This window comes from Larkinella rosea (assembly GCF_003858635.1).
Classification (GTDB): domain Bacteria; phylum Bacteroidota; class Bacteroidia; order Cytophagales; family Spirosomataceae; genus Larkinella; species Larkinella rosea.
In genome coordinates, this window is the sequence record NZ_RQJO01000015.1 from 301,706 (window position 1) to 317,820 (window position 16,115).

Annotated in this window: 12 protein-coding genes and 1 pseudogene; 4 read left to right on the forward strand and 9 right to left on the reverse strand. The window is 51.2% G+C overall.

The annotated features are described in order from the left end of the window. Positions 1-155 precede the first annotated feature (155 nt). The 8 genes and pseudogenes from EHT25_RS33270 to EHT25_RS27730 form a co-directional block, all read right to left on the reverse strand. A pseudogene (locus EHT25_RS33270) lies at positions 156-512 on the reverse strand (four helix bundle protein). Positions 513-648: 136 nt separating this feature from the next. Continuing rightward, positions 649-1,386, reverse strand: a complete 738-nt coding sequence (locus EHT25_RS27700) for a LytR/AlgR family response regulator transcription factor (protein ID WP_124878614.1) — start codon at positions 1,384-1,386, stop codon at positions 649-651. 5 nt (positions 1,387-1,391) lie between these two features. After that, complete coding sequence (locus EHT25_RS27705; protein WP_124878615.1) at positions 1,392-4,628, reverse strand: histidine kinase dimerization/phosphoacceptor domain -containing protein; 3,237 nt, start codon at positions 4,626-4,628, stop codon at positions 1,392-1,394. Between the two features lie 54 nt (positions 4,629-4,682). Beyond that, complete coding sequence (locus EHT25_RS27710; protein WP_124878616.1) at positions 4,683-5,063, reverse strand: hypothetical protein; 381 nt, start codon at positions 5,061-5,063, stop codon at positions 4,683-4,685. A 36-nt stretch (positions 5,064-5,099) separates the two neighbouring features. Beyond that, positions 5,100-5,732 (reverse strand): ankyrin repeat domain-containing protein, encoded by a 633-nt coding sequence (locus tag EHT25_RS27715; RefSeq protein WP_124878617.1) that lies wholly within the window; start codon positions 5,730-5,732, stop codon positions 5,100-5,102. Positions 5,733-5,763: 31 nt separating this feature from the next. Next, on the reverse strand, positions 5,764-6,636 hold the full coding sequence (locus EHT25_RS27720; protein ID WP_124878618.1) for a nucleotidyltransferase domain-containing protein: 873 nt from the start codon (positions 6,634-6,636) through the stop codon (positions 5,764-5,766). A gap of 163 nt (positions 6,637-6,799) precedes the next feature. Continuing rightward, a complete protein-coding gene (locus tag EHT25_RS27725) occupies positions 6,800-8,944 on the reverse strand; it encodes a DAPG hydrolase family protein (RefSeq protein WP_124878619.1) in 2,145 nt (714 codons plus the stop codon). A gap of 85 nt (positions 8,945-9,029) precedes the next feature. Then, positions 9,030-9,608, reverse strand: coding sequence for a Crp/Fnr family transcriptional regulator (locus tag EHT25_RS27730; RefSeq protein WP_124878621.1), 579 nt, complete (start codon positions 9,606-9,608; stop codon positions 9,030-9,032). A 248-nt stretch (positions 9,609-9,856) separates the two neighbouring features. Between EHT25_RS27730 and katG the strand changes: the two genes are divergently transcribed. Next, positions 9,857-12,133: a catalase/peroxidase HPI gene (gene katG / locus EHT25_RS27735; protein ID WP_124878623.1), complete on the forward strand. Its 2,277-nt coding sequence runs from the start codon at positions 9,857-9,859 to the stop codon at positions 12,131-12,133. Positions 12,134-12,221: 88 nt separating this feature from the next. Here katG and EHT25_RS27740 read toward each other — a convergent pair whose 3' ends face one another. Beyond that, positions 12,222-12,938: a LexA family transcriptional regulator gene (locus EHT25_RS27740; protein ID WP_124878625.1), complete on the reverse strand. Its 717-nt coding sequence runs from the start codon at positions 12,936-12,938 to the stop codon at positions 12,222-12,224. 118 nt (positions 12,939-13,056) lie between these two features. Here EHT25_RS27740 and EHT25_RS27745 point away from each other — a divergent pair, with 118 nt between their 5' ends. The 3 genes from EHT25_RS27745 to EHT25_RS27755 all read left to right on the forward strand — a co-directional run bounded on the left by EHT25_RS27745 (position 13,057) and on the right by EHT25_RS27755 (position 16,035). Further along, entirely contained in the window at positions 13,057-14,334 is a 1,278-nt protein-coding gene (locus EHT25_RS27745) for a DNA polymerase Y family protein (protein ID WP_124878627.1), read from the forward strand. A 179-nt stretch (positions 14,335-14,513) separates the two neighbouring features. After that, positions 14,514-15,077, forward strand: coding sequence for a thioredoxin family protein (locus EHT25_RS27750; protein ID WP_124878628.1), 564 nt, complete (start codon positions 14,514-14,516; stop codon positions 15,075-15,077). A gap of 175 nt (positions 15,078-15,252) precedes the next feature. Beyond that, positions 15,253-16,035, forward strand: coding sequence for a transglutaminase family protein (locus EHT25_RS27755; RefSeq protein ID WP_124878630.1), 783 nt, complete (start codon positions 15,253-15,255; stop codon positions 16,033-16,035). Positions 16,036-16,115 lie beyond the last annotated feature (80 nt).

A 16,115-nucleotide genomic window follows, 5' to 3' on the forward strand; every position in this document is an offset into this window, starting at 1 on the left:
TTGCCAAAAAAAAGGGACGAATGGGGCCGGAATGGGATGAATGAGGGGAGGTTGGGGAGGAAGGGGGAGTTGGGGGTGACGATTGACCATTGACCGCTGACGACTGGCGATGTACCGTTGTCAATGGTCAATCGTCTGCCGTCAATCGTCAAAATTCAACCATCAATGCTACTCCTGAACCGGTTTAATTTTGCGAAGAGTTCTTCGGAGCGTTTATAGAAATGGGTAAATTCGTTGGGAGAAATGTACGTCCTTCGTTGAGAAAGGTAAAGACAATTCACACATTCGGCCAGGGAGCGAATGGCATATCCGATGAATTTCCGTTGTTCGGCATCCGATTGCCCAATGGCACCTTCCGCAATGTTCAGTTAAATCGAGTCGGCCGCACGTTTAAATTGGGAAGTAAGGGAAAAGAGTTCTTCTTTGGGAAATCTCCGGGTTACGACATGCACCTCGTCCGCGAATTCGATGGCCAGTTTCCAGATTTCCAGCTTTTCAAATTTAAAGGGCATGGTGGGGATGTTAAATGACCATCGACCGCAGACGATTGACGGTTAATTTTTGACGATCGACTACTAACAATAGTCACTCATCATTGGTCAAGAATACATCGTCAATGGTCAGCGGTCGATGGTCGGCGGTCAATCGTCAATGGTCAATTTTCAGTCCCAATGCCTTAAAAAGATCTTCACGGTACGATTTACCAATGGGTATCTTAACTCCCTGAACGACAATTTCCGTCGGGAAAACTTCCTCAATCAGGCTGAGGTTGACGGAATAGCTCCGGTGAATACGGATGAACTGAGCCGGGTCCAGCTGTTCCACAAAATCCTGAATGGTGGAGCGGACCATGATTTTCCTGTGGGATTTCAGGTTCAGCGTCACGTAATTGGCGTCGCTCTCCAGAAAAAGCAACTCATTGAAAAATACTTTCCGAAACACGTAGCCTTCTTTCACAAAGACAAAATTCCGGGCAGGATTCGCTACCGCCGGTTTTACCTCCGACTGATTTCCTGTAAAGTTGCTGAACGCGATTTCGATGGCGGCAAAAAGTTCTTCTTTCGTAAAGGGTTTGACAATGTACGCGTGCGGTTTTACGGTTTTGGCCCGGTCAATGGTTTCGGCGTCGCTGTTGGCCGTCAGGAAAATAAACGGAATCGGGTGGATTTCGTTGAGCCTGTGTGCCACATCGATCCCATCCTTTCGGCCAGCTAACTGAATGTCCAGCAGCAACAAATCCGGTTTGTCGTGCTCGATTAACTCCAGGGCTTCGGTATAGTTGATGGCTGGACCACAGGATGAATAGCCTAATTCTTCGAGCGTGTTCAGAATCGTTCGGGCAATCACCAGTTCATCTTCGACAACTCCTATTCTCAAAACGGACATGGGCTTTAATCTTCGTTTTTACGCGTTTCACGATTGGTAAATTGGATGGTGTAAGCGGCTCCACGCTGAGTCGAATAGTGCACGTTCCCGCCAATTTGCCGGCTCAGGTCATTGACCAGTTGTAACCCGAGTGTTTTGGTATTGGCTGGATCAAAATCGATCGGCAAACCGGGGCCATTGTCGGCGTATAGCAACTGGTATCTTCCGGCGGATAGGACGCGAATCTCCAGCGTAATTTCACCAGCGGCCACCGTCGAAAAAGCGTATTTGAACGAATTGGACAGTAATTCATTCAAAATCAGGCCTAAGGGAACAGCCGAATCAATGTCCAGATGTAATTCGGGCACGCTTACGTGGACGGTTACCGGTTTTGCTTTTTGATAGACACTTTGTACCTGTCGGCAGAGGTCGTTGACAAATCGTTTCAGATCAATGGTGCTGAGGTTCTCGAACTGGTAGAGGTTCTGGTGAATCAGGGCAATACTCCGAACCCGGTTTCGGCCTTCCCGCAACGCTTCCCGGGCGGTTTCGTCCGTCAGACCCTTGCTCTGCAACTCCAGCAAACCCGAAATGACCTGCAAATTGTTCTTAACGCGGTGATGGATTTCCTTCATCAAAACGTCCTTTTCCTGCAACAAGGCCGATTGCTCCGACACAGACTGTTTGAGCTGGGCCGTTCGCTCGCTCACCGTCTGTTCCAGTTTTCGTTTGTCCTCCGCCAACTGTCTGATCCGCAGCCGGATGAAAAGATAAACCGCCAGCAGAAACAGCAAAACGGTGATGACAAGGAACCACCACTGCAAATAGAAGGGTTTCAAAACCGTCAGCGGAATCGTTAATTCACTCAGGCTCCACGTTCCTTCGCCGTTCTGGCCTTTGAGGTGCAATGTAAAGGTGCCATACGGCAAACCGCTGATCCGGATGGAGTTTTCGTTCAGGTAATTCCAGTCCCGATCGATTCCTTCGATTTTATAGGCATATCGATGGCCTTCTTCTTTGGTAAAATCCAGCAGTTGAAATTCCAGCGTAAAAAACTGATCGTCAGGGTTTAATGTGATCGTTGAGGTGTTCAGCAAGTCGATCGTTTTGTTGACCAGCTCATTTTGCGAACCGACGAACTGGTTGAATGCAATGATCCGCAACGGCACCCGCAACGAATTGGTATCGGCCTGAAAATCCCGGGGGAAAAAGCCATTGATGCCGTCCAGACCGCCAAAAAATAACCGCCCATCGCTGGCTCTGAACGATGAGGTGCGATTAAACTCATTGTGGGAAATGCCATCGACAGAGGTGTAGGTATTGACTAAAAACGTCTTGCGGTGGAAGCGAATCAACCCGTAATCGGAACTGATCCAGAGGTGGTCAAATTCATCGGGTTCAATGCGATACAGTACATCGGACGGAAAACCGGCGGTGATGGTAAACTGCCGGATGGCATTCGTGCCGGGGTCCCAGCGATACAGCCCCTCGCCATTGGTAGCCAGCCAGAAAACTCCGTCGGCATCCTGATAAGCATCGAGCAGGCTGAGCGCATTGATTGCCGGGGAGTGAATTTTGACGGCCGACCATCGACCATTGACGATTGACGATTGACGATGGTCAGCGGTCGATGGTCGGCGGTCAATGGTCAATTTAAACAACCCATTTTCGGCGACAGCCCAGATCGTGCCGGTTTTATCTTGCAAAAACCGGTACACAAATTTGGCTTCGGGGGCGTTGGGTGTCGGAATGGAATCAAATTGCTGCGTATTGGAATTGAACCGGGAAAAACCGTTGGTTCGTCCCAGCAGCAACAGGCTGTCGTTTACCGAAAACATCGACCAGATTTCTGAACCAACTCCGCCCGAATAAGGGGTAATTGTATTCGTCGCACCGTCGTACCGGTACAAACCGAAACCACCGATATACAAGGCCGATCGATGCTTCACAACCGCGTATTTGATCTGCTGTGTGGCCTCGGTCACGGCCTGTAGTTGACCATTCTGTTGCCGGAAGGTATGGGACCAGATGTTGGCAATGACCTGCCCGGTCTCATCCGCGTAAATGCCCCGGGCCTGGCTGTTGGGCTGCAGCGTTTGCTGGTTGGTGGAAAAATATGGTTCGAAGCGGTTTTTTTCGATTTTCAGTTGCAAAACCCCAAGCGAGGTGCAGAGCCACAAATTGCCCAGGTTGTCCGGAAAAAGGCTGTAGAGAAACAGATTTTCAAAGCCTTTGAGGTCCGGTTTCGACAGCACTTTCAAAAAAGCGTTTTCAGTCCACAGGTACAGCCCGTCGGTGCCGATGTACAACATGGACGACAGGGTATTGGTAGCGGTTACGATCTGATACCAGTATCGACCGGCGACGGCGTTCAGTTGGTATTTCCCCAAATCCGGTATGGATTCAAACCGACCTTTGGCGGTGACCCGGCTTACCGTAAAGTGTTGAATGTCGGCCTGGGTGTTGTAGGTGAGTAAAAGCTCGTTGTTTCGGGTAAAACCGAGGGGCAACGAGCGCAATACATCGGTTTGTGTAAAAGTAAAAACCGTATCGTTCGTAACGAGGTATTGGGGCGCCTGGTTGTTGATTTTCAGCAAGGCTTTCCCGTTGCCGAACGTGCTAAGCTGCCAGTTGATCCGGTTGTCGAGCGAGACGTTCGATTGATCCCAGCCTTTCATTTCGAAGCGAAGCCGAAACCCGGTTTTGGACGAATATTTCCAAAATCGGAAGGGAGAGGTGGTTAGAAAACTGAGTTCATCGGTGCCGTCGTTTGCGATCCAATAGACATCCCGCTCTTTAAAAGGCAAATTGGGAAACGCTTCGGTCAGGCTTCTGACTTTGTGCGTCGTAGCATCCATCACGTCCACTTTGCCGCTGGTTGTCAATTGAAAACCGGTGCTGCCGTATTCGATGAACAGGTGGTTGGCGTCGTCTTTGGCGAGTTGCACCACCTTGTTATCCTGCAATTGATGGCGTTGCCGGGTAAAGAGCAGGCAATTTTTGCCGTCGTAGCGGTTCAGGCCGTTGCGGGTGCCAAACCACAAAAAACCGGCGGAATCCTGCACTCCGCAAAAAACCTCGTGGGAAGCCAGCCCATTTTCAATGGACAGCATCCGCTTCGTAATCGTGTATTTGGAATTCGCGGGCACAGCCGCGTTTTGCGCCAGCAGCAGATGACCGGTTAGTGCGAAAACCAGCAGGAGCGAGCAGCGGTAAAAGGCGAAAAACCCGTTCCTGTTTACGAGCTGGGAAAAACCGGTCATTTTAAATAGCCTTAAAACGCCCCAATATACGATAGAAGCTTGCGAAAGTGGTTGTTAGGTTCCCACTTTGTCGATGGGCCGGAATCGCAGGGCGCTCCAGGTGTCGTCGATGGAAATGGCGGTTACGGTGGTGATGCCAAACGTTTCGCCGGTTAGCCGGAGGCTGTCTCGGTTGATGTCGGTTTTTACTTTTGAAGTGCCTTTGGGATATGCAAACCACAAAACGCTGTCGGGTGCGACGGTTTTCAGGCGGTGGTTTAAAAAATCAAGGTATTCCTGCTGGTTACGGATAAAAACCAGCGTATTGACACTTTTGTCGGTTTCGTCGAAAGCGGTTTTGAAACCCAGGTTTACGAATTCCGCTTCCAGCGTTGCCGGTGCGTTGATAACAAGGCCGTTGCCCTTGAATTTCAGCTTTTTAAGGACGTCCTGCATGTTTGTTAGATCAGGGTTTGGCGGTTTGATCGGATTTCAGCGTAGGGCTTCCTTCAATTCGCCATCGTTGTCTGTAAGCAGATCAAAAACGGTTGTTCCGTCACCGTTGGGAATCGTTTTGTCCGCTCCCGATTGGCGTAATAAGGTAACGCATTCCAGGCAATCGGGCAAATGAGTGGTGCCGCCGTGCTTCAACCCGTGAACGGCCCAGAAGAGGGGTGTGGCGTTGAAATCGATGCATCGCCGGTTGATTTCGGCACCAGCCTCCAGTAGTTTATTAACCAATTTCGGCCGGCCGCACCACGCAGCCCAGTGCAAGGCCGTGCCGCCGTGGCAACCCGGATGATTGATTGTAGCGCCGTTTTCGAGGTATAAAATGGCAACCTGATCGGCGTGCAGACTTGCTGCGGCAACCAGCGGGCTGTCCTGTTTTTCGACCAACCCATTACCATCGACCCGGGCGCCGTATTCCAGAAACAATGTAGCGATCTCAACAGCTTCTTCATCGGTGTAATAGCCCGCAAATACGCCGTCGCAAATCCGGTGCAGCGGGTGGGCCTTCGTCGGATTCTGCGCATCGTAAGGCAGGCCTTCATTGGCCAGCTCCGGGTTTGCGGAAAGGGCCTGCCGAATGCCATCCAAATCGTTGTTGTTAATTAATCTTCTCATTTTCAGTCGATTACTTTTTGTTATTTAGAAATTATTGCCCCGCTTTTAAGGCGTAAAACGGTTGGTAAATTCCGTTTGTCAATGCGACCGTCTCGTCAAAAAGCCGTTTCAAGCCATCAATGTTGTTGCTCATCGTATCCTTGTCCGCGCACAAAATACTGTCGACCTTCCCGCTGAGGTTTGGCGGTATCTGATTCGTGTTCCCTAAAATTTCGACGGCTCTTTTATCACCCATCGGATAGATTTCGTTGACCGCAAAAAGGACATCGACCAGGTTTTTGACGGCTCGGGTCAAACAACCCATGACGTTGTAAACGTCTTTTTTCTTACAAAACGAATCAGCGTGCCAGATGCTAAACTCCGCCGACCACAACGATTGCTGAATAACCGCCTGTTTGAGCTTAGGGGGATACGACTGAACCGCTGCTTTCAGGTCTGAAATGATGTGATCGGGGTCATACAAGGGAATGCAACTGATGGTTTCGGCCAGAAAAATCAGGGACGAAAAACCGTACGGCGGTTGTTGCTCAAAGTGTTTTTCCCATTCTCCGTTCTGCGCTTTCTCAACCGTTGCCGTGATCTGTTCGATATTTTTGTACAGAAAATCGACCTGCCCTGAAGCGGTTTCGATCCAGGCGCCACCGTTCACCCAGGGCCCCCACTCGTAAAAACCGGTCACCGTCGGCTGGCCATTGACGGCGTATTTTTGGGCAATAGTCCGAATCTCGTCGATGCGGAACGGATTTTGGTCGGCGTAGTAAATGCCAATGTCGAGGTCGGAGATGGCAGTAGCTTTTCCCGTCGCATACGAACCGCCCAGCACAATGGCGAGGACGTTATCCGTTTGCTGCAAGTCTGCAACGATTTGATTCAGCGTTTCTTCTTTTTCTTTTGGCAGAATCATTTCAATAACAGGCTACGTAACAGGGGTTTACTTAGAATCCTTCAGGCCGAAAACGGATACGAAAGAAGGAATCAAATTCGAACCCCTAGTTACTATTTTTTCGCCAGCTTATCGTCGGGATATACGATTCAGTAAGAAGAATTATCGGATTTGACGTTTGTCGTCATTTCAAGTCCGGTTTGCTGTGCCATTCGTGAAAAAGACCGGCAGGATCGCGTTCGGCCCGGATGCTCTGCAATTTTTTCAGGTTCTTTTCCGATAAAAACGGCGAGGTCCGTTTGTGTAAACCTTCGTCCGCCAGTTGAATGCCGGTGGATAGGTGCGCCATTTTAGCCATCATCGTAGCTGCCCAATCGCCGTATTTCGTCGTATCTTCGGGATTTTTCCAGTTGGCATACAAAGCCAGGTAAATCTTGTCCTCGTTCGAATAAGCCATATCGGGAATTTGTGGATTAGGATGCCAGTTCAGCCACAAAAAATGCGAGGGCGGGGGCGGCAGCGTCCGGGCAATTTCTTTGAGGTAAGGCATTAACGCATCGATGGGGGCGTGGGTCCACATGTTATCGACGCCCCAATAATGGTTTTCGGGATAATGCGTCATCACGGTTTGGTACAGCGCATCAATGCCGGGATTAAACGCCGGGGTCGCAATAACCGCTTTCTTTTTAACGGGGCTGTTGGCCATAAAAGCCATCGCTTCTTCGTATTCCGCTTTGGTATCGGCAAAGATGGGCGCAACGGCTTCGATGCCCGGCCCCAGGATGTTCAGCATTCTATTGCTCATCAGCATCTGAAACTCCACCGCTTTCGGAATCGACGGCCCGACTTCATACGCCCAGTGGTAAACGTCTTCCAGATGCTTGATGTAAAAATCGTGGACGATGATGGCCCGGTACTTGGGAAGCGTAAAGAGTTTTAAATGAAAGCAGACCACAACCCCGAAAAAGCCACCGCCTGAACCCCGGGCCGCCCAAAATAAATCCGGATTTTCGGTCGCGCTGGCGTGGACGTAATCGCCATCGGCGGTGACAATATCCAGTCCTGTTACACTTTCGCAGGCCATACCGGTTTTTCGGCCGTTCCAGCCGTAGCCACCCTGCAGCAGATAACCGCCAATACAAACGCCCTTGCAGTGTCCGGCCGGGAAAAACAGATTGTGTTTGTATAATTCCCGCATCAGCACACTGCCGCCGACACCGGGCCCCGCCGTTGCCGTCATTTCCGGCGCATTGATTTCGTACTGGTTAAATCCTTTCATCAGAATCAATACGCTGTTGTCGCGCAGGTGGTTGGCGCTCCAGCTGTGGCCGCCCGAACAAACCGTCACCTTTTTGCCGTGCGCTTTGGCGTACTTGACGGTTGCGATAATATCCTGAACGGTTTTGGGTTCCACGATCCGGTCGGGCCGGCGGCCCGGATCTATTTTATTGAACAAGGTCCCGAGTAAAACCGCATCGAAGTCGCTGTCGCTGCGGTTGATGACCCGGCCTTCCACGTTTATTTTATCGAATGTCGGGTTGTTCTGTTGGTATATTTCGGGTAGAAAAGCGGCCAGGTGCGTCATTTCTTCGGCGCAATGCGTCAACAAATCGCGCGCAAACTGCTCCGAAATCGTTTTCATTTTCCGCACCAAACCCGACATCAAATCCGCAAAAATGCCGTCTTTCCCCACCTGAATGTATTGTCCGCCCATCCAAAACCGGGAGCGCATTTCCGAACCGCTTTCCACCGCCCGGACCTGATGCACCAGGTAACCGTAGTCGAGCGGCAACGAAGGATGCCCGATTCGGGCGCAGATGTAAACCGCTTCGGACGTATTTTTAACGGCTTCGTAGGAAAAGCCAAACTCGGTGGGTGCCTTGAACTGGATAGACGCCGTAGACAGTTCGTCGCCAATGTATTCTTCGATGATGGACTGGCGACCGATGTAGGCCACTTCGTCCTCTCCGTCTTTCCAGCGGGCGCTCAGGTGCGCTTTCGGGTGCCACAGTTTGTACCGGTTATCCCGGCAACCGTGCCAGCCAAACCACCAGTCCCACATCTCGGGCGTAACGCGGGGCATCTGAGTCAGCACAGCGACGTGAGCCGATCCATCGGGTTCGAGCGTATAACCGGTTTCCAGACTGGTATAACCCGGCTGTTGCAGATAAGCCGCACGGGAGAAAGGCGGCAGAGATCCCGCCGGAAAAGGCGAATTTTTCAGCGCATCGGCCACGTAGGCCGCGACCTCCTGAATGGTTTCGTTGTAGTGGGAGGCATAGTCGGTGGAATAATCCGGGGCGGTGTAGCCGAGATAGGGAGTTGCCATATATTCGAATCGGTTTACGGTGGGGAAATTTTCTGGCAAAAGTAGAGGGCTTTAAAACGGGCATCCCTTGAATTAATTCAAGAAATCAGATGCGGTGTTTCAGTTTGCTGAGCCATTCGGGCGAAATGCCCATAAATTCGGCGACAAATCTGGAGGGAACGCGCTGGATGATTCGCGGACAATGGGTAATCAGGTAATCGTAGAGCCGCTCGGAAGAATAGGAGATGATCTTCAGTTTGAAATCATTCTCGCCCTGCAAAGCCTTGGTAACCAGCGAGTGATAAAACCGGAATAAGTGAATATCCTGATGGATGTGTGTTTCAATATCTTTCTTTTCAAACGCAATTACCTCGGAATGACAGATGGCCCGAAGCTCACACCTGGTTTTGCTGCCGGAAAAAAAGCTGTCTACGCAGGACATGAACGGCTGGAAATCATCCAGAAAGAAATTAATCGTTCGTTCGATTTCCAGCTCCTCATCGCAGTAGCGGCAGACAAAACCGCCTTTTAACACAAAATAAGCCTTGTCACAAATTTGCTGGGGTTCAATCAGTCGGGCCTGGTTTTTCACTTCGATCCGCTTTCCCAAACCGATTATTTTTCCAATCGCTTCCGGCGGTAGATGGGCCTTGCTGAGTTCGTCTATGAATTTGTTGATTATCATGGCTGAGCGATGCAGACCCGTGCGTGAATCCTCGTGTGAGATAATTGATTGCTTGGTAAAGCAAAGAAAAAATAATAAAATTGTCAATTTGACTGAATGATACCGCTCAGGGTGACGAGATAAGAAGTAATAGATTTTAACTATTGTAATATAGAAATAATCGATTGTGATTATTTTTTCCAATACCCTAATTTTAGCGCATGGCTCACGATCAGGTGCAGCTAATTATGGCTTTAACACAAAAATTCATGGAAAAGGAAGGATCAAAAGACATCGGTAAGTGCCCGTTTCACAATGGCACGATGAACCACAATGTGGGCGGGGGCGGGACCCGAAACCGGGATTGGTGGCCCAACCAGTTAAAGTTAACGATTCTGCGTCAGCATTCGTCCCTATCCAATCCGATGGACGACGGTTTTAACTACGCCGAAGCCTTTAAAAGCCTTGACCTGGCCGCCCTGAAACAGGACCTGCATGCGCTCATGACCGACTCACAGGATTGGTGGCCGGCCGACTTCGGCCATTATGGCCCCCTGTTCATCCGCATGGCCTGGCACAGTGCCGGGACCTACCGCGTGGGCGATGGCCGGGGGGGAGCGGGTGCCGGGCAGCAGCGGTTTGCGCCCCTGAACAGCTGGCCCGATAACGTGAGTCTGGATAAAGCGCGTCGGCTGCTTTGGCCCATCAAACAAAAATATGGCCGCAACATTTCCTGGGCCGATTTGATGATTCTGACCGGTAATGTGGCCCTGGAATCGATGGGCTTCAAAACCTTCGGCTTTGCCGGTGGCCGGGCCGATGTCTGGGAGCCGGAGGAAGATGTCTACTGGGGCTCGGAAACGACCTGGCTGGGCAATGATCAACGCTACTCGCGTGGTTCGGAAGGCGTCGACGGGGATGGGGTGGTTTCATCCGATGAAGATCCGGGGCGCAACATCCATTCACGCGACCTGGAAAAACCGCTCGGTGCCGCCCACATGGGCCTGATTTACGTAAACCCCGAAGGGCCCGACGGCAACCCGGATCCGGTGGCAGCCGCCCGGGACATCCGTGAGACGTTTGGCCGGATGGCGATGAACGACGAAGAAACCGTTGCCCTGATTGCCGGTGGCCACAGCTTTGGTAAAACGCACGGAGCAGCTCCTTCCGAACACGTGGGCAAAGAACCCGAAGCCGCTGATCTGGAATTGCAGGGCTTCGGCTGGGCGAACAGCTACGGTTCGGGCAAAGGGGCCGATACCATTACGAGCGGGCTGGAAGTCATCTGGACGAAAACGCCAACGCAATGGAGTAATAATTTCTTTGAAAACCTGTTCGGTTTTGAATGGGAGTTAACCAAAAGCCCGGGCGGTGCGCACCAGTGGGTGGCCAAAGATGCGGAGGGAATCATTCCGGATGCGTATGACAGTTCCAAAAAGCACGCGCCCACCATGCTGACGACGGACCTCGCTTTACGGATGGATCCGGCGTATGAAAAAATTTCCCGGCGGTTTCTGGAAGATGCCGACGCCTTTGCCGATGCGTTTGCCCGCGCCTGGTTTAAACTGACGCACCGCGATATGGGCCCCCGGGCTCGTTACCTCGGCGCGGATGTGCCGGAAGAAATCCTGCTTTGGCAGGATCCGATTCCCGCCGTCGACCACGCGTTGGTCGATGACAATGATATTGCCGGTTTGAAGGCCAACATCCTGGCATCGGGCTTGAGTGTGTCGGAACTGGTTTCCACGGCCTGGGCTTCGGCTTCCACCTTCCGGGGTTCCGACAAGCGCGGTGGTGCCAACGGCGCCCGCATCCGTCTGGCTCCGCAAAAAGACTGGAAGGTGAACAACCCGACGCGGCTGCAAAAAGTACTGGGTACGCTGGAAAGCATTCAGAATGAATTTAACAGCACGCAGTTCGGTGGCAAAAAGATTTCCCTGGCCGATTTGATCGTGCTGGCGGGTGCTGCGGGCGTTGAAAAAGCCGCAAGCGATGCCGGACAACCGATCAGTGTTCCGTTCACACCGGGCCGCATGGATGCTTCGCAGGAGCAAACCGATGTGGAGTCAGTGGGATACCTGGAACCCATTGCCGACGGTTTCCGGAACTATCGCAAATCCCGATTGGCGGTATCGACCGAAGAGTTGCTGATCGATAAGGCGCAGTTGCTTACCCTGACAGGCCCCGAGTTGACAGTATTGGTGGGTGGTTTGCGCGTATTGGACACCAATTTCGACGGTTCTAAAAATGGGGTTTTCACCGCACGTCCGGGCCAGCTGAGCAACGATTTCTTTGTCAATCTGCTCGATATGAACACGGCCTGGAAAGCCATGTCGGAAGACCGCGAAGTGTATTTGGGCAGTGATCGGAAAACCGGTCAGCCCAAGTGGACGGCGACCCGCGCCGATCTGGTGTTTGGCTCCAATTCCGAACTGCGGGCGATTGCTGAAGTATACGGCAGCGCTGACGCACAGGCTAAATTTGTGAAAGACTTCGTGGCAGCCTGGGCTAAAGTGATGAATCTGGACCGGTTTGATGTAGCCTGAATATACACAGGCCCGTTTTTTTAACTGCCTGAAAAACAGAAACCGGTCGGTTCGCGGGGAACCGACCGGTTTTCTATTCTAACCGGTTTTATTCCACCGGTGAGTCGATCACCCGTACAATTTTCCAGATTCCCCGAATGTCCTTCAAGGGAACCGTTACGCTGCCGCCATTGGGATTGTCGGAGTGCAGGGTTAAACGTTGTTTGGTCAATAACTCATTGTCTTTGATGCGTTTTACCACAAAAAAATCGCGGTAAATGACGGCGTAAATGCCGCCCGACTGGTATTCCCAGTTGTTGGGGTCTACCAGAATTGCCAGTACTTTCGCTCCGTTGGCCAATTGTGGCGTCATGCTGTTGCCGGAAACTTCGATCACGACCGGTTCTTTATGACTTCCGACCATGTGAACCGGAACGCGGTACGTTTCCATCTGCGCCATGCTGATTCCTTCGATGTAGGTTTCGATGAAACTGGCGTAGAAACGCGTCGGTACAAACGGGAGATCCATGTAACGCACCTCCAGTTCGATAATCCTGCCATTTTGCTCCGGCTCGTCTAAAACGGGTTTCTGGCCCCGCAGCAGAAAGTCGGCCCGTACCTGCGGATATTGCTCCAGCAGCCGCATGATGGTATCATACGACGGTTTAGCACGACCGTTCAGGATGTTGTAAAATTTAGACGAGTTCTCACCCAGGTCTTTGGCGGCCTGGTAGATACTGATTTCCAGCGCGTCAAAAACCTGCCGCAGCCGCTCCTGAATTGGTTCTAAACCCTCTTCAAAAGATTTTCCGGGTTCGTTAAACATGATATAATTATTGACTTTTATAATACAAGTATTATATATTGTGATCAAATTTACTAAAAAAAACAACAAAGCTGATGAAAGCTGCCAGAATAATATTATACACAACCTGAGAAATACCATGAAAAGGCTGGGGGAATTCACAAAGCCGACGATTCTGTTCGTCGATATGAACAGTTTTTTTGCCAGTTGCGAGCAACAGGTGAATTTTTACCTCCGCGACCGACCGATTGCGGTTTGTGTTTACACCGGCAAACAGGGCTGCGTGATTGCTCCGTCCATTGAAGCCAAACAACTGGGAATTAAACTCGGAATGCGGCTCGATGAAGCTGTAAAAATCTGCCCGGAGTTGATTCCGGTCGAAACCAATTCCCGACGATACCGGGAATTTCACGTCGCCATCATTAATGTGCTGCGCCAGTTTACGCCCGACGTGTTGCCCAAAAGTATCGACGAAGCCGTGGTCGACCTGACCCATTGCCAGCTGATGTACCAGGATGTTTGGGAAGTAGCGCTCCGGATTAAAAGCGATATTCGGACCAAAGTGGGTGACTATCTCAACTGTTCCATCGGGATTGCTCCAAACGCCTTTCTGGCCAAACTGGCCTCCGACATTCAGAAGCCCGATGGTTTGGTGATGATTACGCCCGAAACCATCGACGACGTTTTAACGAATCTGAAACTGACCGACTTACCTGGTATTGGCGACCGGATGGCAAAACGGCTGGAAGACCAGGGCATTCTGACCCCGCTGAATCTCCGGTATGCATCACCCGAGCGGCTGCGGGCGGTTTGTAAGAGCATCATCGGCTGGCACTGGCACCTGCGACTGAACTTTGGCGGGGAGGTGGATCTGGAAACCAGCGCTTACAAAAGCATGCAGGCCATGCGAACCCTCTCGAAGTCGCAACGACAATCGGCCGAGCAGCTCGATGAGTTATTGCAATCGCTCTGTCTGACGCTCGAACGGCGGATGGTGCGCCAGGACGTATTTTGTCAGGTGGTGACATTCGATTGCCGGTACCACAACGGTCGGAATTACAGCGATGAAGTCAAACTGCCCGAACCGAAGCAGGACAGCATGGAACTCTATCACCTGATCCGGCAGCGTTTTGAGCGGTTTCAGGAAATCAACCGGTGCGAGCCGATTTTGAATCAATCTATTCGAAGCATGAGCGTTAGCGTAAACCGGTTTATGCCCGCCCAACTGGTGTCATTCAGCCTGTTTGAAGACAATACCCGCAAAAACCGCCTTCGGAAAGCGCTCTATGAAGTCAAAGATCGGTTTGGTAACGACAAGCTCATGCGGGCCACCGAACTCCGCGACAATTCGATTTACCGGGACGTCATCGGTTTTGGCTCCATCAAAGACCTCCACGACGACCAAAATCCGTTCTGAATAGCCGATCTGTTCCTTTGTTATTTTTTTTGCCTGAAATTCGGTTACTCTTTGCCTTTTTTGAAGTCAAAACTATTGGCATGAACTTCGCACGATGGTGCATGGTTTACCACGTATCGTTCGTTATCTGATTCGGAACGCCGATTCACAGAAGCGGTTTCGCAAAAATCATCCGACTTATGAATAAATTATTCACTGTACTCATCGCCACGCTGCTCATCGCAGGTGGTCTGGTTTCGTTCCGATCGCGGCCGGAGATCAAGGAAGAAAGCAAAATCAAGTGGCTGACGATTGAAGAAGCGTTTGCGCTGAATCAGAAAAAACCGAAGAAGATTTTCATTGACGTCTATACCGACTGGTGCGGCTGGTGCAAGGTCATGGACCGGGAAACGTTCACAAACCCGGCCGTTGCCGATTACATCAGCAAAAATTATTACGCCGTCAAGCTGAATGCCGAACAGAAGGAAGACATCGTTTTGGGAACTGATAAATTCGTCTACGTGGCGCAGGGAAGCCGGGGCTATCACCAGCTGGCGGCTGCACTCCTCAGAAACCAGCTTAGCTACCCGACAGTGGTGTTCCTGAACGAAAAATTCCAGCCGATTCAGCCGATTCCCGGTTACATCAAAGCGCCGGAATTCCACCAGATCATCACCTTTATTGGCGGAGATTATTACAGTAAAGAACCGTTCGAACAGTTTAAAACAAAGACATACCCGCAGAAATTCCCGGTAAAGATTTAATCCAAACAACCGATTGAACCAAAAGACAGCCCCAATCCGGATTGGGGCTGTCTTTGTGTTTTCAGAGCAGGTTATTTATTTGTTTCCTGCCCGAAAAACCAAGAACAATTTGGGTAGAAATGCGGTTAGGACAACTTGAGCCATTCAAAACCGACGCTCGAATTCCTGACAATTTATGAAACTTTTCGCCGGCTGTGAACTCGTCTACGACGTTCCGGCTCCAGCACCCGTTGTGCTTATGTTACGCCCCCGCTCCGGCGCCGGGCAATGGGTAATCTCTGAAGAATACCAGATCGAACCGGGCGTGCCGGTTATCGAGTATACCGACCCGTACGGCAATTTATGCCAGCGGCTCATGACGCCGGAAGGGCGGTTTCGGATTCGAATTACGTTAGTGGTCGAAACCGCCGATGAAATTGATATTGCGCCGGGCGCCCCATTTGTGCCGGTTCAGGATTTGCCCGACGATTCGTTGCAGTTTTTGCTGCCGAGCCGCTACTGCCAATCGGATCGTCTGGGGCCGCTTGCTGCCGACATTACCGCCAATGCCATACCCGGTTATGATCAGGTGGAAGCCATCCGAAGCTGGATTCAAACCCGGGTGACCTACCAATATGGCACCAGCGACGCGAGTACGTCGGCCGTCGAAACCGCCGAAAAACGCATTGGCGTCTGCCGGGATTTTGCGCATTTGGGCATTTCGCTCTGCCGCAGCCTCAACATTCCGGCCCGGATGGTGGTCGGTTATCTGTATGACCTCAAGCCGATGGATTTACACGCCTGGTTCGAAGCCTTCGTCGATGGCCGTTGGTACACCTTCGATGCAACCCAGAAAGAACCGCGCGGCAACCGGATCGTGGTGGCCTATGGGCGTGATGCCGCCGATGTGGCGCTGGCCACGCAGTATGGCGAAATGCAGTTACAGGAAATGCAAGTTTGGGTGGAAGAGAAGTTGTAAACCGACGAATTGCCAGAAAGTGAGGGTATTAAGGGTGTTATTTTTTTGTATATAAATTTGACGAATTAGTTACATTTCTT

What these genes read in the sequence shown, in the direction of transcription:
- EHT25_RS27700 (WP_124878614.1), bottom strand. Translation starts at nt 1,386, where the DNA reads ATGTCCGTTTTGAGAATAGGAGTTGTCGAAGATGAACTGGTGATTGCC.
- EHT25_RS27705 (WP_124878615.1), bottom strand. Translation starts at nt 4,628, where the DNA reads ATGACCGGTTTTTCCCAGCTCGTAAACAGGAACGGGTTTTTCGCCTTT.
- EHT25_RS27710 (WP_124878616.1), bottom strand. Translation starts at nt 5,063, where the DNA reads ATGCAGGACGTCCTTAAAAAGCTGAAATTCAAGGGCAACGGCCTTGTT.
- EHT25_RS27715 (WP_124878617.1), bottom strand. Translation starts at nt 5,732, where the DNA reads ATGAGAAGATTAATTAACAACAACGATTTGGATGGCATTCGGCAGGCC.
- EHT25_RS27720 (WP_124878618.1), bottom strand. Translation starts at nt 6,636, where the DNA reads ATGATTCTGCCAAAAGAAAAAGAAGAAACGCTGAATCAAATCGTTGCA.
- EHT25_RS27725 (WP_124878619.1), bottom strand. Translation starts at nt 8,944, where the DNA reads ATGGCAACTCCCTATCTCGGCTACACCGCCCCGGATTATTCCACCGAC.
- EHT25_RS27730 (WP_124878621.1), bottom strand. Translation starts at nt 9,608, where the DNA reads ATGATAATCAACAAATTCATAGACGAACTCAGCAAGGCCCATCTACCG.
- katG (WP_124878623.1), top strand. Translation starts at nt 9,857, where the DNA reads ATGGAAAAGGAAGGATCAAAAGACATCGGTAAGTGCCCGTTTCACAAT.
- EHT25_RS27740 (WP_124878625.1), bottom strand. Translation starts at nt 12,938, where the DNA reads ATGTTTAACGAACCCGGAAAATCTTTTGAAGAGGGTTTAGAACCAATT.
- EHT25_RS27745 (WP_124878627.1), top strand. Translation starts at nt 13,057, where the DNA reads ATGAAAAGGCTGGGGGAATTCACAAAGCCGACGATTCTGTTCGTCGAT.
- EHT25_RS27750 (WP_124878628.1), top strand. Translation starts at nt 14,514, where the DNA reads ATGAATAAATTATTCACTGTACTCATCGCCACGCTGCTCATCGCAGGT.
- EHT25_RS27755 (WP_124878630.1), top strand. Translation starts at nt 15,253, where the DNA reads ATGAAACTTTTCGCCGGCTGTGAACTCGTCTACGACGTTCCGGCTCCA.